14 protein-coding genes, 9 tRNA genes and 3 rRNA genes are annotated in these 20,196 nt (G+C 43.3%); 11 read left to right on the top strand and 15 right to left on the bottom strand.

The genetic code is table 11. The features are described from left to right. Both H171_RS00130 and H171_RS00125 read left to right on the top strand, forming a co-directional pair. Positions 1 to 771, top strand: coding sequence for an ABC transporter permease (locus H171_RS00130; protein ID WP_100303337.1), 771 nt, complete (start codon positions 1 to 3; stop codon positions 769 to 771). Positions 772 to 774: 3 nt separating this feature from the next. After that, positions 775 to 1,353, top strand: a complete 579-nt coding sequence (locus tag H171_RS00125) for an ATP-binding cassette domain-containing protein (RefSeq protein WP_100303336.1) — start codon at positions 775 to 777, stop codon at positions 1,351 to 1,353. Positions 1,354 to 1,417: 64 nt separating this feature from the next. Here the strand turns inward: H171_RS00125 and H171_RS00120 are convergent, their stop codons facing one another. Beyond that, a complete protein-coding gene (locus tag H171_RS00120; protein ID WP_100303335.1) occupies positions 1,418 to 2,110 on the bottom strand; it encodes a hypothetical protein in 693 nt (230 codons plus the stop codon). Positions 2,111 to 2,235: 125 nt separating this feature from the next. Then, positions 2,236 to 2,703, bottom strand: coding sequence for a methylated-DNA--[protein]-cysteine S-methyltransferase (locus H171_RS00115; protein ID WP_100303334.1), 468 nt, complete (start codon positions 2,701 to 2,703; stop codon positions 2,236 to 2,238). A 472-nt stretch (positions 2,704 to 3,175) separates the two neighbouring features. On the opposite strand from H171_RS00115, the gene H171_RS00110 reads away from it, so the two are divergent. From H171_RS00110 to H171_RS00075, 8 genes are all read left to right on the top strand, one after another. After that, a tRNA-Pro gene (locus H171_RS00110) sits at positions 3,176 to 3,250 on the top strand. Between the two features lie 47 nt (positions 3,251 to 3,297). Continuing rightward, a tRNA-Gly gene (locus tag H171_RS00105) sits at positions 3,298 to 3,368 on the top strand. A 3-nt stretch (positions 3,369 to 3,371) separates the two neighbouring features. Further along, positions 3,372 to 3,445: transfer RNA gene (locus tag H171_RS00100), tRNA-Arg, on the top strand. 33 nt (positions 3,446 to 3,478) lie between these two features. Then, positions 3,479 to 3,554, top strand: a tRNA-His gene (locus H171_RS00095). 38 nt (positions 3,555 to 3,592) lie between these two features. Then, positions 3,593 to 3,664, top strand: a tRNA-Gln gene (locus tag H171_RS00090). A 3-nt stretch (positions 3,665 to 3,667) separates the two neighbouring features. Next, positions 3,668 to 3,740: transfer RNA gene (locus tag H171_RS00085), tRNA-Lys, on the top strand. A gap of 208 nt (positions 3,741 to 3,948) precedes the next feature. Beyond that, complete coding sequence (locus H171_RS00080) at positions 3,949 to 4,800, top strand: AraC family transcriptional regulator (RefSeq protein ID WP_100303333.1); 852 nt, start codon at positions 3,949 to 3,951, stop codon at positions 4,798 to 4,800. Between the two features lie 13 nt (positions 4,801 to 4,813). Further along, entirely contained in the window at positions 4,814 to 5,290 is a 477-nt protein-coding gene (locus H171_RS00075; RefSeq protein WP_242976823.1) for a hypothetical protein, read from the top strand. Between the two features lie 139 nt (positions 5,291 to 5,429). Here H171_RS00075 and H171_RS00070 read toward each other — a convergent pair whose 3' ends face one another. The 4 genes from H171_RS00070 to H171_RS00055 all read right to left on the bottom strand — a co-directional run bounded on the left by H171_RS00070 (position 5,430) and on the right by H171_RS00055 (position 10,267). After that, positions 5,430 to 5,858, bottom strand: coding sequence for a MarR family winged helix-turn-helix transcriptional regulator (locus tag H171_RS00070; RefSeq protein WP_100303332.1), 429 nt, complete (start codon positions 5,856 to 5,858; stop codon positions 5,430 to 5,432). Positions 5,859 to 5,937: 79 nt separating this feature from the next. Beyond that, entirely contained in the window at positions 5,938 to 7,797 is a 1,860-nt protein-coding gene (locus H171_RS00065) for an ABC transporter ATP-binding protein (RefSeq protein WP_408645653.1), read from the bottom strand. Continuing rightward, entirely contained in the window at positions 7,794 to 9,521 is a 1,728-nt protein-coding gene (locus H171_RS00060) for an ABC transporter ATP-binding protein (RefSeq protein WP_100303330.1), read from the bottom strand. Before H171_RS00060 ends, H171_RS00065 begins: the two co-directional genes overlap by 4 nt. A 590-nt stretch (positions 9,522 to 10,111) precedes the next feature. After that, the gene (locus tag H171_RS00055) at positions 10,112 to 10,267 is read right to left on the bottom strand and encodes an FMN-binding protein (RefSeq protein ID WP_100303329.1); all 156 of its coding nucleotides are present in this window, start codon (positions 10,265 to 10,267) and stop codon (positions 10,112 to 10,114) included. Here H171_RS00055 and H171_RS00050 point away from each other — a divergent pair. Then, positions 10,266 to 11,096 (top strand): helix-turn-helix domain-containing protein, encoded by an 831-nt coding sequence (locus H171_RS00050; RefSeq protein ID WP_100303328.1) that lies wholly within the window; start codon positions 10,266 to 10,268, stop codon positions 11,094 to 11,096. The genes H171_RS00055 and H171_RS00050 overlap by 2 nt on opposite strands. 439 nt (positions 11,097 to 11,535) lie before the next feature. On the opposite strand, the gene H171_RS00045 is transcribed toward H171_RS00050, so the two are convergent. The 9 genes from H171_RS00045 to H171_RS00005 form a co-directional block, all read right to left on the bottom strand. Next, positions 11,536 to 12,090 carry an AAA family ATPase gene (locus tag H171_RS00045; protein WP_100303327.1) on the bottom strand — a complete coding sequence of 185 codons (555 nt, stop codon included), beginning with the start codon at positions 12,088 to 12,090 and terminating at the stop codon, positions 11,536 to 11,538. A gap of 239 nt (positions 12,091 to 12,329) precedes the next feature. Beyond that, a complete protein-coding gene (locus H171_RS00040; protein ID WP_100303326.1) occupies positions 12,330 to 13,202 on the bottom strand; it encodes a damage-control phosphatase ARMT1 family protein in 873 nt (290 codons plus the stop codon). Positions 13,203 to 13,668: 466 nt separating this feature from the next. Then, positions 13,669 to 13,860 (bottom strand): YwbE family protein, encoded by a 192-nt coding sequence (locus H171_RS00035; protein ID WP_038281155.1) that lies wholly within the window; start codon positions 13,858 to 13,860, stop codon positions 13,669 to 13,671. 774 nt (positions 13,861 to 14,634) lie between these two features. Further along, positions 14,635 to 14,707: transfer RNA gene (locus H171_RS00030), tRNA-Gly, on the bottom strand. Between the two features lie 99 nt (positions 14,708 to 14,806). After that, positions 14,807 to 17,696: ribosomal RNA gene (locus H171_RS00025) — 23S ribosomal RNA — on the bottom strand. A gap of 375 nt (positions 17,697 to 18,071) precedes the next feature. Next, positions 18,072 to 18,144: transfer RNA gene (locus H171_RS00020), tRNA-Ala, on the bottom strand. Positions 18,145 to 18,226: 82 nt separating this feature from the next. Beyond that, positions 18,227 to 18,300: transfer RNA gene (locus H171_RS00015), tRNA-Ile, on the bottom strand. Positions 18,301 to 18,307: 7 nt separating this feature from the next. Beyond that, positions 18,308 to 18,425, bottom strand: a 5S ribosomal RNA gene (gene rrf, locus H171_RS00010). A 198-nt stretch (positions 18,426 to 18,623) separates the two neighbouring features. Beyond that, positions 18,624 to 20,152, bottom strand: a 16S ribosomal RNA gene (locus tag H171_RS00005). The 16S, 23S and 5S rRNA genes sit together here with 3 tRNA genes alongside, the layout of an rRNA operon. Positions 20,153 to 20,196: the final 44 nt, after the last annotated feature.

Below are 20,196 nucleotides of genomic sequence, written 5' to 3'. Positions count from 1 at the left end.
ATGAAACCAACAGCCCTCCCGGCTAAAAAGGCCGGTATCATCTTTCTCTGGCTTCTTGCGTGGCAGGCAGTTAGTCTGTCCGTGCACAACAGCATCATACTGGTAGGCCCTTTGGAGGTAATCCAGGCTTTATGGATCCAGAGGGCCATGTCCGGCTTCTGGATAACCATTGCCCTCTCCTTTGGAAAGATAAGTCTTGGATTCCTTATGGCCTTTGGCTCAGGAATCCTGGCCGGGGGAGCTGCATGGCGTTTCCCTCTTTTAAGGGATTTACTGGAACCGCTTATGTCCCTGATAAAGTCGGTTCCGGTAGCTTCCTTTGTCATACTGGCCCTGATCTGGGTTGGTTCTGAAAATTTATCCGTTTTTATTGCCTTTCTTGTGGTATTCCCCATCATTTACATAAATACCATTGCAGGATTTATGAGTACCGATCCAAAGCTTTTGGAAATGTCCCGGGTGTTCCGTATGCAAGGCAAAAAGAAGCTCCTTTATATATACCGCCCCGCCCTTCTTCCCTACCTCATAAGCGGCTGCAGGGTGGCTTTGGGCATGGGCTGGAAATCTGGGGTTGCCGCTGAAGTGATCGGCGTCCCAAGCCATTCCATCGGTGAAAAACTCTATATGGCAAAAATTTATTTAAGCACTGCGGACCTTTTTGCCTGGACCCTGGTGATTATCGTAATCAGTGCCCTTTTTGAAAAATTCTTTTTATGTCTTTTAAGCCTTGCAAGTCCCGGCCGGAAATTCCATAAAAAAAAGGAGGCTTGATCCATGGAACTAAAGGTAAATCAACTGTCCAAATCCTTTGGGACTCTTAACGTATTTATGCAGGTGAATCTTTCCCTTCATTCCGGCCAGGTCTACTGTCTCATGGGTTCCTCAGGATCCGGGAAAACCACATTCTTCCGGATCCTTCTGGGACTTGAAGAAGCCGATTCCGGATCCATGGAAGGACTTCAGGGCATAAGAGCCTCCGCCGTGTTTCAGGAAAACCGTCTGTGTGAGTCATTTACCCCGGTAGACAACATTACCATGGTAATCCCCGGTCGTTCCTCCCGAAGCAGAAAACAGGCCAGAGGAGAGCTTTTAAGGCTTCTTCCGGAAGAGGCCTTATCCCGCCCCGTATCTACCTTAAGCGGGGGAATGAAGCGCCGGGTTGCCATTATAAGAGCCTTGTCGGTCCCTTGTGACATGATTTTAATGGACGAACCCTTTACTGGACTTGATGAGAACACAAAACGAACCGTAATTCAATACATCAAAGAAAAGACCCGTGACAAACTGGTCATCATAAGCACCCACCAGGAGGAAGATGTGGCACTCCTTAACGGCACCCTTATAAAACTGTAAAAACAGGGGCAAAAGCAGATATTCCTGCTTTTGCCCCTGTTTTATTCCTATCTTATTTTCAGTTTTATTTCAGTTTTAAGGTATCCAGTGCTGCTTCAATCTGTCCTTCTACCGCACTGTCTGGTGATTCAACCGTACCTGCCGCGCTGATGTACTTTTTTGTAGCCGCATTGTAAGAACCGGAAATTGCATAATAACGGACCCCATCCTCATTCGTCTTATACCGGATTGCATAGCGGAACGTCTGGCTTCCGTCGCTGCCGTTTTCTACATTATAGCGGACAAATTCCATATCCTCGCCACGGCTGACAAATTCCTTGTATTCTTCCATGGTAGCCGGATAGACTTCTCTGGCTCCGTCGGCGTCATCTCCTTCTACATAGACGACTTCTAACAGATCGTTGCCATTGGAAGAGGTGAATGCGACTGAGCTTTCATCTCCATCATCTTCAATGGTCCAGCCTTCTGGCGGTGTAATCTGATATTTTCCGGATTTTGATGTAAAGACGCCGGAAGATAAGTTACCTGCATCAGAAGCAGTGGTTTCGGTGGTTTCGTCTGTTCCGTCTTCCTCACTATCAGATTCATCCTCACCTAACGTAGTCTCATCTGTACCTGCTACTTTTGTCTCGGCAGCACTTACTTCTGTAGGATTATCCTGCGTGGATTTCCCATTATCTTTTGATCCACAGCCTGTAGCCGCCATCATAACTGCCATGGCGATGGCTATTACTGCCAACATTTTGTTTTTTCTCATTTTAATCACTCCTCATTATCATCAAACTCATTCCTGGTGACGATGAGGATTATAACATTATCTGCATCAAATGTATAGGGGATTAAAGGAACTGAAAGAATCACCAAAAATTCTTAATAATTATATTAGGAAGCTTCTGTGCGCTCCAGATCCAGTAACTTCACTTTAATATCCAGGCCCCCGCCATATCCTATCAGGCTTCCGTTGGCCCCTATCACCCGGTGGCAAGGAATGATGACAGGTATGGGATTGCGGTTATTTGCCATGCCAACCGCACGGCAGCCTTTGGGATTATCAACCATGACCGCAATATCCTTATAGCTTTTCGTCTTTCCGTATGGAATCATCAACAAAGCATTCCAAACCTTTTTTTGAAATTCCGTTCCCTCTGGTTTAAGAGGCAGATCAAACACCGTTCTCTTTCCAGCCATATATTCCTCCAATTGGCCTTCTGTTTTCCGGATCAGCTCTGTCCGCTCCCTTACGGCATTCTCAGGCTCCGTCCTCCCAAAATCAATTCTAAGAAGAGCTTCATCATCACATAGAATGGTAAGAGGTCCTATTTTGCTCTCATAAACTTCCCAGTACTTCATATAATATTCCTTCTTTCTCTTATGAACGGCACCATGTTTTCATCTAATTACATTATATCATATACAAAGCTTAGAGACGACCTCTTCTTTCATTCATTGTTCCAGGGCCGAAAGTAGTAAGCTATCTGTTTTTTCAAATATTCCTCATAATTCTTTTAGTTTTTTTATGAAATATTTATGGCTTAGTCAAACTTCGGTCATAATTTCCGCGTATACTAAATATTGTAAAGGAACCCCACCCTTTTAACATTGACTTTTTATTTTTCATACTCAACCGGCAGGAACATTTTATGTACCTGCCGGTTCCTCCCATTTCAGGGTCTTTTTTCCTAAAAAACCGCATAAATACAGGCTTAATTACGAATTTGAAATTTTTTCTAAAATAATGTTGACAAAATGATATCCATCATATATAATAACTCTTGCGTTGCGGAAAAGCAACCAAGCGAAAGATAGAAAATACTTTCACTATCGGGGTGTGGCTCAGTTTGGCTAGAGTACCTGGTTTGGGACCAGGGGGTCGCAGGTTCGAATCCTGTCACCCCGATTCAAGAGAAAAACCGTCAATGGTAGTATTAGTTTCTCTTACCTTTTGCGGGTGTAGTTCAATGGTAGAACACCAGCCTTCCAAGCTGGATACGTGGGTTCGATTCCCATCACCCGCTTTTGAGTCTGTAGCTCAGTTGGATAGAGCAACGGCCTTCTAAGCCGTGGGTCGGGGGTTCGAATCCCTTCAGGCTCGTTTCACATCTCTAACCAAGGTGTGAAAATTTATGGTGGGTATGGCGAAGTTGGTTATCGCGCCAGATTGTGGCTCTGGAGGCCCAGGGTTCGAATCCCTGTACTCACCTTTCCCTTTTAGGGAATTTTTTTTTATCACAAGTTTTAATGGGCTATCGCCAAGCGGTAAGGCACAGGACTTTGACTCCTGCAGTCGTTGGTTCGAATCCAACTAGCCCAGTATGGGATACTAGCTCAGGTGGTAGAGCACTTGACTTTTAATCAAGTTGTCCGGGGTTCGAGTCCCCGGTGTCTCATGAATGCATTGAAAAAGAGCGGGAAATCATTTGATTTCCCGCTCTTTTTATTTACCCGCGTATGGGATAAAAGGTGATTGTTAAAATATCCCTGAGAACCTATAATAGGATCATGGCATTCCCTGCACTCGTCCTCTCTTATTTGTGCACAAAAAGAGAGGACGAGCAAATCGATAACAAATATAATACATAAGAAAGGATTGATTTTATGGAATGGATCGAGGGATTAAACAAATCAATTAACTATATTGAGGAACATTTAACAGAAGAAATAGACTATGAGCAGTTAGGAAAAATCGCATGTTGTTCTGTTTATCACTTTCAGAGAATGTTCGCATATATGGCAAATGTACCTTTATCTGAATATATCCGGCGCAGGCGTATGTCCTTGGCGGCGGTGGATCTGCTGAACGGGAATAATAAAATTATTGATGTTGCTCTTAAATATGGATATCACTCTCCCACTGCATTTAACCGGGCATTTCAAAGCATCCATGGAATAGCGCCATCTCGTATAAAAGAAAGCGGCGCAACCGTAAAGTCATATCCACCTATCAGCTTCAAAATTATTATAAAAGGAGTGGATGAATTGAATTATCGAATTGAAAAGAAGGATCCGTTTCGGATTGTAGGCACTGCACAATCCCTGAACCGGGAAATTGAAAAGAATTTTGAAATAGTACCTCAAATGTGGAGCAAGGCTGCTATGGACGGAACGATCCCTAAATTAGCCTCCATGGCAGATGGCTGCCCTGGAGGAATATTAGGAGTCAGCATCTGCAATGACCTGGAAGAATGGCGGTACTTTATAGCCGCAGCCAGCACGAAAGAAGCTGATGATACATTGGAAGAATATACGGTTTCCTCTTTCACCTGGGCCATATTCTATGGAGAAGGCCAATGCCCCCATGCAATACAAGAACTAGAGAAGCGGATTGTAACCGAATGGCTTCCCACTTCTGGATACGAATATGATAATGGACCGGATATTGAGGTCTATTTAAATTCTGACCCACAGAATGCAAGATTTGAAGTATGGATTCCCGTTATTAAAAAATAATCAGGAGGGCACCTTGGATAAAACAAATGAGAACTTTAATGTTTTTCTTAAGGCAGTAGACGATCGTTATAAAGATTTCGTTATGGAAATAAATGATTACCTTACACAAAATAATTGTAAGTGTGAAATTAAGCCTGCTAAAAATGGTTTTATCGCTTCTTATAAACCAGAGACTACAAAAAAAGTCTTAGCTACTTTTGTGTTTCGGAAAACAGGAATGAGAATACGAATATATCCGGAGCACGTAAAAGCTTATGAATCCTTTTTAAATACTTTGCCGGAAATAATGAAAAAAGAAATCAAAAAAGCATCTGTGTGTAAGCGGATAATAAATCCGGAGGAATGCAACTCTAAATGTCACATGGGATATGACTTCCTTTTAGATGAGGAACATCATCAAAAATGCCGTTACATGGCATTCATGCCTGCACTAAGTGAAGAGACCACGCCCTATATCAAGGAATTTCTAGAAAAGGAGTTAAACGCATAATACTGCATGTAACAGCGGCCAATCGTTCAAAGGGTACAGACAGCTATGGAGGAATCCCAAAAGGCTTGCTCCTGGCGATATGGCCGCTGATTTCATGACATTGTGCTGAACGCTCCTTTATTCTCATACTTACCGAAATTTAATAAGCTTCCAGATTGTCGCACATTTTCATTAACACTTTACAGAATACAGCTATTTCGTCTTCAGGTATATCAGAGCAGATAAGTTCTTCAAACTGCTTGAAAACTTTTCTTACCTCTTCTGCTTCAACAACCCCTTTTTCTGTAAGGCTGATCAGAACGGAACGTCTGCAGTCCGGATTATTTTCCCTGAGCAGGAACCCCATATCCTGCAGTTTGTCTATATTTCTTGACATGGTAGCCGTATCGAAATGGCATCGGTCTGCCAGCTCTTTTTGGGTGATATGGTCTTTTTGTAAAAGATGATATAAGATCCTTGCATGTCCCTGTCCAGGCGTCAATCCGATATTTGACAGAAGCGGAGAAATTATCTGTTTCCTGGCTTTTTCTTCACGGACCAATAGCTCTCTCACATTATGCTGCTTCATATATTTTATCACTCCTTTCCCTTTGCAAAGGGCACTAATAAGTCATGAAACAGTAGTGCCCTTCTACGCTTTCATTTCATCATTCTAATTCAAACTGCCCGGTATGCAGTTGATAATACTTCCCTTTTTCCTGCAGCAATTCGTCATGACTGCCCCGCTCAATAATCTCTCCTTTTTCAAGAACCAGGATGGCATCTGAGTTTCTTACGGTGGAAAGTCTGTGGGCAATGACGAATACCGTCCGGTCTTTCATAAGGGCATCCATCCCTTTTTCTATGAGTTTTTCCGTTCGTGTATCAATGGAGCTGGTGGCTTCATCCATGACAAGAACAGGCGGCTGTGATATGGCAGCCCTGGCGATGGCAATCAGCTGCCTCTGCCCCTGTGATAAATTGCTGCCGTCACTTTCTAACATAGTATCGTATCCATTAGGAAGACGTCTAATAAAGGAATCCGCATTAGCGATTTTTGCGGCAGCCAGTATGTCTTCACGGGAAGCATTCAATCTTCCATATCGGATATTATCTGCAATGCTTCCGGTAAATAAGTGGGTGTCCTGAATGACCAGAGAGATAGAACGCCGTAAAGCATCTTTTTTTATGTTTCGGATATCGATTCCATCGTAGGTTATGGTGCCTCCATTTAATTCATAAAATCGGTTGATCAGGTTGATGATAGTCGTCTTTCCCGCACCGGTAGAACCTACGAATGCGATTTTCTGACCAGGCTTGGCATACAGGCTTATGCTGTTTAAAATTGTATTTCCGCCTGTATAACCGAAAACCACATCGTGAAACCGGACATCTCCCTTTAGAGGGACAAGAAGATATCCATGATCTCTGTCAGGAACTTTCCAGGCAAATGCACCGGTATAAATATCCGTTTCCTTAAGGCTCCCATCCGCCTCCTGCTCCACCCTCTTTAAGGTGACGGTTCCTTCATCATATTCAGGCTCTTCCTCCATCATATGAAAGATCTTTTCCGCACTGGCCAGCGCTACCATGAGAAAGTTGATCTGCATGGTAAACTGGTTCATAGGCATGGCACTCTGCCTGACATAAACCAGATAAGAGGCCAGTGTTCCCATATTAATCAGTCCGGACAGAGCGAACAATCCCCCCACGCAGGCAGAAATAGCATAATTAATATAAGAAAGAGAAACTATCGTAGGAACGGTAATGCCCGTATAAGTTGCAGCCATTGTTGAGGAAATCCTCAATTTCTCGTTCAGCTCACAAAACTTTTTTAAATCCTGTTTTTCATGGCGGAATATCTTTTCTACCTTCTGGCCTTCCACCATCTCCTCAACATAACCATTAATATTTCCCAGATTCTTCTGCTGTTCAGCAAAATACCTTTTGCTCAGCGTTCCATTGTGACGAATATATATTAACATAATCAGGAGAAAAAATACAACGATTAATGACAGCTTCCAGTCCAGGAGAATCAGCATGATAATGGTACCTGTGGAAGTAATAAAGCTCTGGATCAGCAATGTAAAGCTGTTATTGAGTGCTTCCGAGATGGTGTCGACATCATTTGTAAAATGACTCATTAAATCCCCATGTGTACGGGTATCAAAAAATTCTAAAGGAAGCTTCTGGGTATGGCGGAATAAGTCAATCCTTATCTCACTGACCACCTGCTGGGAAACACGGACCATCATCCGGTTATAAAGCAGACAGGAAATAGCTCCCGCCAGATAAATCAGTCCCATGATAACAATCATTCTCACAAGACCGGGTATATTACCCGGCAGAATATATTCGTTTATGACCGGTTTCAGCAGATAGGTTCCCATGATTCCGGAAAATGCACTGACGCTGACCAGGATCGCTATGACCAGCATGGAAAGCTTATAATGGCCAATGTATCTCAAAAGTTTAACAAGAACTTTTTTTGTATTTTGGGGTCTTACATGTCCGGTATTCTTCATCAGGACTGGCCGCCTCCTTTCTGCTGGGAAAAATAAATATCCTGATATATTTCATTGTCTGCCAGCAGCTGATCATGAGTTCCAATGGCATTTATCTTTCCGTCATCAAGGATCAAAATCTGATCGGCATCCATGATAGACGAGATCCGCTGGCTGATAATAATCTTTGTCATACCGGGAAGAGATTTTTCCAGGCCCTCTTTAATCTTTGCTTCTGTCTCGGTGTCAAGGGCGCTTGTAGAATCATCCAGAATAAGTACCTTTGGCGCTTTTAAAATCGCTCTTGCAATGCATAGCCGCTGTTTCTGCCCGCCTGAGACGTTAACGCCTCCCTGCCCCAGCTCCGTATCATATCCATGATCCAGGCGGCCGATAAATTCGTTAACACAGGCAATGCTGCATGCCTTCTCTATTTCTTCGTCCGTTGCATCCTCATTTCCCCAGTAAAGATTTTCCTTCACTGAGCCGGAAAAAAGAGTGTTCTTCTGTAACACCATGGCAATGGAATCCCTTAGGTGATCCTGAGTATACTCGTATATGGGATAGCCGTCTATGATAATATTACCGGCTGTCGCCTCATAGAGCCTTGGAATCAGCTGCACCAGGGTACTTTTGGCGGCACCTGTCTGACCAATGATTCCTACGGTCTCACCGGGTCCAATCTCAAAGGAAATATCGGAAAGAACATATTCCTTTGCATCTTCCTTATATTTAAAATATACATGTTCAAACCGGATCCTTCCTTCCTTGATGGTGATATCCTTTGCACGGTCATCATTGATGGTCGGTTCTTCCTCTAAGACCTCTGAAATCCTCTTCCATGAGGTCAAGGAACGGGTAAATAAAAGAAAAACATTGGAAAACATCATAAGGGAATTAAGCACCTGCAATACGTAGCTAAGAAAGCTCGTCAGGGCACCTACCTTCATGTTACCGATCATAACCAGGTTACCGCCAAACCAAAGGATACTTAATATGGTCCCGTACATAACAAACTGTAAGGCAGGCATATTTAAGGCCGCCAGGGAAAAGGACCTTTCGGAAGAATTCTGTAAATTCATATTTCCCTCTTTAAATTTACTTATCTCATAATCGCCCCGGACATAAGCTTTTACCACGCGGATAGCTATGAGATTCTCCTGAATGATCCGGTTCACAAGATCAACGGCTCCCTGCATTTTTGCATATAAGGGTCTTACATTTTTGATGATTGTAAATAAGATGACGGCCAGTACGGGGGCTGCAATTAAAAATACCACAGCCAGTTCCGCATTCAACCGGAAGGACACGATCAGTGCAGTCATCATCATCACTGGAGAACGAAAACCGGGACGCATACCGTTTGTAATGGAATTCTGGATTGTGGTAATATCGCTTGTAAGCCTTGTTACCAGAGAAGGGGTGCTGAACCGGTCCGTGTTAGCAAATGAATAAGTCTGCATTTTTTGAAACTCTGCCATTCGGATCTGAGCTCCCACACCATTTCCGCAGATCGCGGTATACCGGGCGCATGCATGCCCCAGAAAAAGAGAAAGAACGGCAAAGAAAACCATTTGAAATCCTTTTAGAAATATGTAATTTCTATCACCGTTAGCAACTCCCACATCAATGATATCAGCCATAATCATGGGAATAACTAATTCAAAAATGGTTTCCGCCTCAATACAGATGACCGCAAGAATGAATTCTTTTTTGTATTTTTTTGCATAGAGAATTAAATTTTTCATATTAGACTCCCGTATTAGTTGTTGTAGCAATAATTGCACTTGCAACAATTGCACACATAACTATTATATCGTGATTCTTTGAATTGTCAATGAATTTTATACATAAACTAAGAATCCCTCTCAGACAATGACTTTGTCCGGGAGGGATTTTTCTGATACTTTCATATTTTATTGGTATATTTGCAAGTTGGATCATATAATTATACTGGCAGGTACAAACTGCTGGCAATCGTGTATAGGGTGGTAGGCCTCGATTCTACATAGAATGGAGGTGTTGCTCATGAAGAATCTTGACTTTAAGGACCTGATGTCTTTTGGTATGTTCCTTCTAGCACTGCTGACATTCGTCATTATGACATGTCGCTAAATGCAAAAGACCTTCCCTGTACTTTGGCCGGTCGGGAAGATCTTTGCTTTTCTAATTAGCCAACCACCCTGTGGCGATTGCCTTTCTTTATTATATTATACATACTCTTTGAAATATTACAAGTACATGTATTTATTTTAAAATCTTTGTAACTACTTCCTGTTTTCAGCTGTCTGCTGCCTGAAAGATACAAAAAAGCGAACCCCCCCTCACCTCTTATCAACTATTTGCTCTTAGCCTGTTCTATACAGTCCTTTACCGCAGCCTTGATTGCATCACTGGTCACCGTAGCAGAGGCAACCGCATCCACCTCCCAGGTTAGCTCATCAAACATATTTCCGAAACAAACAATAGCAATACGCCCAGATGTACATATCATGGTATCCTCTGGTATATTTTCCAATAATACAAAGAGACAATCTGGCACCACAGCCCCTGTGTTTGAACTAAGCTATACACGAAAAAATTACATATATGGCGAGGTAAATCGTGTACCAGTGGAGCTTCGGCCCGGATATTCGTCGCTGGGTTTTTTAGGAGAGGCCTGCGCACATTCAGAATACAACAGTGGCGAAGAAGTTCAGCTATACTCTATTTGGGTTAGCCCTTACACGTTCGATGGTTTTTGTGAAGCGGTTTGTGGTACAAGCAATATTGGGTTCCGCTCTTTCCAAAAAAATACGTATTCTTGCTGCAGCTTTAAAAGCGATGCCCGGGAAGAAAGCATAATCAACAAATTGGATCTGAGTTTGATAAAAGAAACGAATCAAATAAACAGACTTCTGTTAGAAAGCTATATTTTAGAGCTGTTATCCATTAATATAGAAAGGTTGATTTGCAAAGATAACAGTAAGGAATATGTAGGCAGGCTATCCAGAGCAGATATGGATCGTTTGACTTATGCACGTGAGATACTTCTGAACCGGCTGGAGTCACCTCCAACATTGTTAGAATTATCCCGGATAATCCATATGAATGATTGTAAATTAAAACGTTCTTTCAAGCAGTATTTTGGGAAAACCGTTTATGAGTTTATTCGGGAGCAGCGGCTTGAAAAAGCATTTGCGTTGTTAGAGCAAGGGGAACATAACGTGAGTGAATCAGCCTTCGCTGTGGGGTATACAAACGTAAGCCATTTCTCGGAAGCGTTTCAAAAGAGATTCGGAATTCTTCCGCGCGTCCTGATTCGATCTTTTGACGCAAAATAATTTAAAAAGGCTGCAAGGTCGGCGCCAGAACAAAGGGGCTGACTTAACTGGTACTCAAGAAAGCAGTATCAAGAAACTCTCAGATTAAATAGTCGGCAAGCGGAATGTGACAGCAAAAGACGGACCATATCATTGACTGCAAAGGCATGTCTAATGCCTACCACAGACTATCCCCAGAAGATATATTTACATAACAAAAAATAGTGAAAGCCCTGAAAAAACCCGGATTTTCACTACAGATAAAAAAGGTGGGGATCGGAGCTCGAATTACTGTTGTCCGCAAACCTACATAAAATAAAGAGGGACGCACACTGTCCAATGAGTGTCTACAACTTTGTATTATTGTTGGATTTTAAGTTTGTACAGATCAGGGGTACTGCTGGAGCAACGCTTGCCCTTGACCTATCCGATTATAAGCCATATCATATTTCTTGAACACTCATTTTGTAAAACCCAGCTTTAAATATTCTTGAACTAGTATAGCGACATTCTTGTTTAAATCCTCATGTCCGCTCAGCTGCAGCACTTTACAAGGTAAAGAATTAGCCCACTGCATATGTGTCTTCATACATGGAGAGCCATCCAAATCATATCTGGCTGAGTTATCAAGAAAACGGCAATGCCCCTCATACATATCTCCACCTTTCATGATTCTTTCTCCGAATATTTCATATTCTCTCTTATGAATCCGGTCAATTCTTGTTTCGACAGAAGCAGTGATATGTGCTGCCAAATCGAACAATGGGACAAATGGTGCATTAAAGCTATCCATGGAACCTGCCATCACAAAATAATTTCCTTTCGATATATCTGTCATTAACCTATTTATCTTCTCATCACGAGTATACATAACTGTGAAAGGTTTATCAGTATCTTTTCTCCATATATAATCGTCTATATCAAAATATGGAAAACCAAGCTTATTAGCAACCATTCTTCCCAATGTTGTTTTCCCTGAACCTGCTGAACCAAAAATAATAATCCCTCTTGCCATATCTTTAACCACCTTAATAAAAATACTAGCTCTAATTACGCTCAACTTAAAATAATGCAATCTTTTTATCACACAAGAAAAAAATCCATACCGTTATTAAATCCGGAATATCAAAGCTGATTGCTTATGTACTGTAAAAGTATGCCAAGCTTCAACGGCCCATATAGACAACCCATAAGATACTTAAAAGAAAGGGGTTCGATCCGCGTCCAACTTTATAACGTGTTCATGGCGGTTTATTAGTTTTTCCAAGATTTGTTTTTCATACAGATCATTTTCTTTTCCTCGACACCGATATCTTTTGCAATTACTTCACATTTGGTCATCAACAGGAAATAGATATTTTTATTTTCTTCACTCAAACATTCATAGTTTGCTTGCCCTTTGGCAATTACTATATCAGCATTATTATAAACTTCTTTGAATGCAGGACTCGTTCGATTAAGGACAGTCCCAAGGGAACCATCCCCATTATCTACAACCTCTGCATATTCATCAATCCCTACAGAATATGCGTCTTCAGATATAGAATCATTTACAACAGGTTTCCCTCGTACTCCAAAAAACAATTTTACATTAGGATTCTGTTCTTTAATTTTTTTTAAAAGAATCTTATCCATACAGATTTCTCCACAATTATCACCTAAATATAACAAAGTTCCTGCATTTGAAATATCTTTCATCAGTGCATGAGAATCATTAATTGCTAATTCTAATTGTTCCATTTTTTCAAAACAATCATAAATATCCTCTAATAACGTATTGTGTATAGGATTGAAATCTATGATATTACCAACAATAGCATATCGAATTGCTAACATAAACGAATTTTCAGCCTGCTCAATCTTTCTCTCAAATTCAGGTAGCATTTTCATAAACAAAGTATTGTAGTAATTTCTTGTTTCTTTATATGGGTCTGGATTATTCGTATGTCTTTTAATCATGTCAAAGATTTCACCTATAATTTCTGGAGTAGTTTCATGAAAGTTCATTTTGCTAAGATAAGTGAAAACTTCTCTTAATAACTCTTCCTTTGTATTAAGTCCGGTGATATCCGCTACTTTAATAGCTTGATTAACAACACATGGTAAACATTTATCATGCAATCTCATAATGATACCTCTTTTGTTTATATTTCTTATTTATTAATTTCTAATACCATAATATCGTTCCGTGCACATAACAACGTATCAAAAAATCCCATGAATTTCAAGGAATTTACATTCAGAATATTTATCTTGGATAAATCTACAATTCACTAATGGAAAAAGAAGCGTAACTGTATACAAACTGAATACAAAAAAGAGCGGAAGTCCTTATAAATAACGGCTTCCGCTACAAATAAAAAGAGCGAGAGACGGGACTCGAACCTATAGGGGTTTAAGAGTTGCTCTTATGTACTCTCCCCCACGCTCTACCCCCATATTTTACTTTTAAAAGGAAGCTTTCAAAGATTCTGCAGGAACAACGCTTGCCCTGACCCTGTAAAAAACTCTATTCATTTCAAAATATGGAAATGCATGATTAAGATTCTTTCCTCTTATTAATATACTTATTTAATAAATAATGTGCCTTATATCATAATATTTCCTGGACTCTCCCCACTTGTCCATTCGTTAACATCACTTTGATACCATGAGGATGAAAGCTACTGTTTGTCAGTATTTTTCCAACAATTCCCTCTGTTAGTTTTCCGGTTCTTTGGTCAGATTTCAATACAATTTTTACTGTTGCACCTATTTTAATATCAATTCTATTTTGTCCGTTCATTTCTATCCTCGCTTAAGCATTAGTAGTTTATAATATATTATTCTACACGATGATGTTTATTAAATTACCTTTATGAAAAACATTTCCACAGGCTGTTTAAATTAAAATTCTAAATTCCGGACTTCTGTCTGAATTTAGAGTCAAGAGATAACGAACAAAACATGTGGTATGAAATCATCGGAATGTTTTGAGCTGTTTCAATCGTCCGTTCTCCCTGAAAAATAACAGCTTGTTGTGCCTACTCTAAGGCCTTGCATGCAAAATTATATTTATCCTTTATATCTCTCCATTGTTTATTTTATATAAATAACACGGTATTTTACCGCTTCTCATTTAGATGGTCTTGCGCCTGTAGAAACAAGTTTAAGATATTACAACGCCTCCCTTATTATTAAACAAAAATACTATCTTCATATTTACCTCCCATTTATTTTTCTAGTATTAACGTATACTTCTCATTATTGCTATAATTTAGATTCGAAATTAAAAATATAAATATATTATTGCACTAATAAGTAAATATCCATACTTTTATAAGAACTCATTGGGGCATTAATATCTATCAGATACGGAAACAGGTAGGCCATGAAGACGGAGCGCACCACTATGAAAAACTACTTCTTCAACCGAAAAACCAGTGTAGAAAATGAATCCGATATATAAAAGTCTTTAACGGTTTAATGTCTACCCCTTTCTATATATCAAATATATTTTTATAAATCAAAAAGTAGCGGAAACCTGATAAAACCTAGACTTCCGCTACAAATAAAAAAAAGCGCGAGACGGGACTCGAACCCGCGACCCCGACCTTGGCAAGGTCGTACTCCACCAACTGAGCCACTCGCGCATATCTCTTCTTTACTTTTCCTTTTGAGACATATACCCTCAAAACCACACATTGCTACATATCTATTATCATCCGTTCTTTCCTCTTACCTAAACCAACCTGGTTAAGCCCTCGACCTATTAGTGACAGTCAGCTGCACATGTTGCCATGCTTCCACCTCTGCCCTATCTACCTCGTCGTCTTCAAGGGGTCTTACTCTTGCGATGGGATATCTCATCTTGAGGGGGGCTTCACGCTTAGATGCCTTCAGCGTTTATCCCTTCCCGACTTGGCTACTCTGCCATGGCTTTGATAGCCAACAGATACACCAGAGGTCAGTCCATCCCGGTCCTCTCGTACTAAGGACAGCTCCTCTCAAATATCCTACGCCCACGCCGGATAGGGACCGAACTGTCTCACGACGTTCTGAACCCAGCTCGCGTACCGCTTTAATGGGCGAACAGCCCAACCCTTGGGACCTACTACAGCCCCAGGATGCGATGAGCCGACATCGAGGTGCCAAACCACTCCGTCGATGTGAACTCTTGGGAGTGATAAGCCTGTTATCCCCAGGGTAGCTTTTATCCGTTGAGCGATGGCAATCCCACTTTATACCACCGGATCACTAAGTCCTAGTTTCCTACCTGCTCCACCCGTCGGTGTCGCAGTCAAGCTCCCTTATGCCTTTGCACTCTTCGAATGGTTTCCGTCCATTCTGAGGGAACCTTTGAGCGCCTCCGATACCCTTTCGGAGGCGACCGCCCCAGTCAAACTCCCCGCCTGACATTGTCCCCCAGCCAGGTCATGGCTGCAGGTTAGAAATCCAATACCGCAAGGGTGGTATCCCAACATCGGCTCTGATAAGACTGGCGTCCTATCTTCTCTGCCTCCCACCTATCCTGTACATGCAGTACCGAATCCCAGTATCAAGCTGGAGTAAAGCTCCATGGGGTCTTTCCGTCCTGGCGCAGGTAACCAGCATCTTCACTGGTACTTCAATTTCACCGGGTGCATTGTTGAGACAGCGCTCAAATCATTACGCCTTTCGTGCGGGTCGGAACTTACCCGACAAGGAATTTCGCTACCTTAGGACCGTTATAGTTACGGCCGCCGTTTACTGGGGCTTAAATTCAGAGCTTCGCGTTGCCGCTAACCCCTCCTCGTAACCTTCCAGCACCGGGCAGGCGTCAGCCCATATACCTCACCTTTCGGTTTTGCATAGACCTGTGTTTTTGCTAAACAGTTGCTTGAGCCTATTCTCTGCGGCCTGGTTTCCCAGGCACCCCTTATCCCGAAGTTACGGGGTCATTTTGCCGAGTTCCTTAACAATGCTTCTCCCGCCGGCCTTAGGATTCTCTCCTCATCCACCTGTGTCGGTTTACGGTACGGGCACATATCACACAATAGCGGCTTTTCTTGACAGCCCCTACGAAGACTTCCCTACTTGTGTTCGGTACGCGTCACACCTTCCTGTTGCTGGGTGGATTTGCCATTCCAGCCAGTCCAGTGCTTGCCCCGGTCTTTTCATTCCCGGGTTCTTCTTCGGTTCTGTGTCCCCACAGTTCTGATGATATGCGGTACAGGAATTTCAACCTGTTGTCCATCGACTACGTCTTTCGACCTCGCCTTAGGCCCCGACTTACCCAGAGCAGATCAGCTTTACTCTGGAAACCTTAGATATTCGGCCTGGAGGATTCTCACCTCCATCTCGCTACTCATTCCGGCATTCTCTCTTCTTAACACTCCACATCTCCTTACGGTAATGCTTCTGTGCGTTAAGAATGCTCCTCTACCAATGTATTTACATACATTCCACAGCTTCGGTGTCGTGTTTTAGCCCCGGACATTTTCGGCGCAGGACCTCTCGACTAGTGAGCTATTACGCACTCTTTGAATGTGTGGCTGCTTCTAAGCCAACATCCTAGTTGTCTGTGAAATCCCACATCCTTTTCCACTTAACACGCACTTTGGGACCTTAGCTGGTGGTCTGGGCTCTTTCCCTTTTGACTACCCAACTTATCTCGTGCAGTCTGACTCCCGTACATCATCTGGCCGGCATTCGGAGTTTGATATTCTTTGGTAAGCTTTGACGCCCCCTAGGAAATTCAGTGCTCTACCTCCGGCAGACTAATACGAGGCTAGCCCTAAAGCTATTTCGAGGAGAACCAGCTATCTCCGGGTTCGATTGGAATTTCTCCCCTACCCACACCTCATCGCCACCCTTTTCAACGGATGTGCGTTCGGTCCTCCATTTCCTTTTACGGAAACTTCAACCTGGACATGGGTAGATCACCCGGTTTCGGGTCTACCTTTACTGACTTAACGCCCTATTAAGACTTGGTTTCCCTTCGGCTCCGCACCTTAAGTGCTTAACCTTGCCAGTAACGGTAACTCGCCGGACCGTTCTACAAAAAGTACGCGGTTCCACCTTTAACGTGGTTCCACAGCTTGTAAACACAGGGTTTCAGGTTCTCTTTCACTCCCCTCCCGGGGTCCTTTTCACCTTTCCTTCACAGTACTATGCGCTATCGGTCACTAAGTAGTATTTAGCCTTGGGGGGTGGTCCCCCCGAATTCCCACAAGGTTTCTCGTGTCTCGTGGTACTTTGGATCCTGCTCGCTGACTATTGCTTTCCCATACAAGGCTTTCACTTTCTATGGCCGGTCTTTCCAGGACCGTTCTGGTAACAAATCGTCTCACTTATTGCAGTCCATAACCCCAGTATGCACGCATACTGGTTTAGGCTCCTTCCATTTCGCTCGCCGCTACTTTGGAAATCGAGTTTTCTTTCTTTTCCTCCGGGTACTTAGATGTTTCAGTTCCCCGGGTTCCCGACGTATGGCTATGGATTCACCATACGACAACTGAGGTTTGCTCAGCTGGGTTTCCCCATTCAGATATCTCCGGATCAAAGGATATTTGCTCCTCCCCGAAGCTTTTCGCAGCTTATCACGTCTTTCATCGGCTCTTAGTGCCAAGGCATCCACCCTGCGCTCTTATTAGCTTAACCAATTCGATGTTCACCTGCGGGTGCGGGCTACTAATCTAAGATACATAGCGTTGTATCTCTGGTCTTAGGTTTGTTATTTCACCGTACGTTACGGTTACTTTAACGAGTTTTGTTTGGTTACATCTTGCGATGTAACACCTCGGATGTCTTGATTTTGTTTTTATACTTTGACATATAAAAACTAATCTAGATATATTTCAATATGTGGTTTTCAAGGTACATGCGTGATGCAATTAAAAGTGTGCACAATGGAATGGAAAACTGTGTGGAAAGCTTGCTCTCATAAGCAGTTTTGTATTTCATTGTATAGGCGTGTAACGCCGTGACTGAGAAAAGCGTCAGCTTTTCGAAGTGCACCTTCACAACTACACCAAATGGAGATGGAGAGATTCGAACTCTTGACCCCCTGCTTGCAAGGCAGGTGCTCTCCCAACTGAGCTACACCCCCGAAAAACTTGGATGTGGGTCTACCCTGTAAAGGCTATCCCTATATTCTTTTTATATGTTTATCATCTGGTTTCATAAACCAATGGGCTTAAGTGGACTCGAACCACCGACCTCACGCTTATCAGGCGTGCGCTCTAACCAGCTGAGCTATAAGCCCATAAATAATCTGGCACCCACCTGCTCTCCCATGCCGTCTCCAGCATAGTACCATCGGCCGCTTAAGTCTTAACCATCGTGTTCGGGATGGGAACGGGTGTCTCCCCTAAGCGCATCGGCACCAGAAATTTCGTGTCTTACTAGTAATGCGTGCACAACGGAATGGAAATGTGTGTTGAAAGCTTGCTTTCATAAGCACATTTGTATTCTGTTGTATAAGCGGCGCAGCCGCGACCGGGCGAACTTGTTCGCAAGGTTACACATTACGGAACTTTGAAACATAAGACTCAACAGTATATAAAACCCTTACTTCTTCTTCCTTAGAAAGGAGGTGATCCAGCCGCACCTTCCGATACGGCTACCTTGTTACGACTTCACCCCAGTTATCAGTCCCGCCTTCGGCAGCTCCCTCCTTACGGTTGGGTCACTGACTTCGGGCGTTACCAACTCCCATGGTGTGACGGGCGGTGTGTACAAGACCCGGGAACGTATTCACCGCGGCATTCTGATCCGCGATTACTAGCGATTCCAGCTTCATGTAGTCGAGTTGCAGACTACAATCCGAACTGAGACGTTATTTTTGGGTTTGCTCCAGATCGCTCCTTTGCCTCCCTTTGTTTACGCCATTGTAGCACGTGTGTAGCCCAAATCATAAGGGGCATGATGATTTGACGTCATCCCCACCTTCCTCCAGGTTATCCCTGGCAGTCTCCCCAGAGTGCCCAGCTTTACCTGCTGGCTACTAAGGATAAGGGTTGCGCTCGTTGCGGGACTTAACCCAACATCTCACGACACGAGCTGACGACAACCATGCACCACCTGTCTGGAATGCCCCGTAGGGAAGGGATCGTTACATCCCGGTCATTCCGATGTCAAGACTTGGTAAGGTTCTTCGCGTTGCTTCGAATTAAACCACATGCTCCACCGCTTGTGCGGGTCCCCGTCAATTCCTTTGAGTTTCATTCTTGCGAACGTACTCCCCAGGTGGAATACTTATTGCGTTAGCGGCGGCACCGAAGAGCTTTGCTCCCCAACACCTAGTATTCATCGTTTACGGCGTGGACTACCAGGGTATCTAATCCTGTTTGCTCCCCACGCTTTCGAGCCTCAACGTCAGTTACAGTCCAGTAAGCCGCCTTCGCCACTGGTGTTCCTCCTAATATCTACGCATTTCACCGCTACACTAGGAATTCCACTTACCTCTCCTGCACTCTAGCACCACAGTTTCCAAAGCAGTCCCGGGGTTGAGCCCCGGGCTTTCACTCCAGACTTGCAGTGCCGTCTACGCTCCCTTTACACCCAGTAAATCCGGATAACGCTTGCCCCTACGTATTACCGCGGCTGCTGGCACGTAGTTAGCCGGGGCTTCTTAGTCAGGTACCGTCATTTTCTTCCCTGCTGATAGAGCTTTACATACCGAAATACTTCTTCACTCACGCGGCGTCGCTGGATCAGGGTTTCCCCCATTGTCCAATATTCCCCACTGCTGCCTCCCGTAGGAGTTTGGGCCGTGTCTCAGTCCAATGTGGCCGGTCACCCCTCTCAGGTCGGCTACTGATCGTCGGCTTGGTGGGCCGTTACCTCACCAACTACCTAATCAGACGCGGGTCCATCTCATACCACCGGAGTTTTTCACACCGTACCATGCGGCACTGTGTGCTTATGCGGTATTAGCAGTCGTTTCCAACTGTTATCCCCCTGTATGAGGCAGGTTACCCACGCGTTACTCCCCGTCCGCCGCTCAGTCAATTTCAATTCCGTCCGAAAACTTCCTTGAAATCGCTTCGCTCGACTTGCATGTGTTAAGCACGCCGCCAGCGTTCATCCTGAGCCAGGATCGAACTCTCAAATTAAAGGTGTTCAATCCGGGGTCAAAATCAACTAACTAGCTAATTTA

It is taken from the genome of [Clostridium] celerecrescens 18A (assembly GCF_002797975.1).
Taxonomy (GTDB): domain Bacteria; phylum Bacillota; class Clostridia; order Lachnospirales; family Lachnospiraceae; genus Lacrimispora; species Lacrimispora celerecrescens.
Note: the sequence above shows the minus strand (reverse complement) of the source record. Positions and strands in the feature narration are given on the sequence as shown.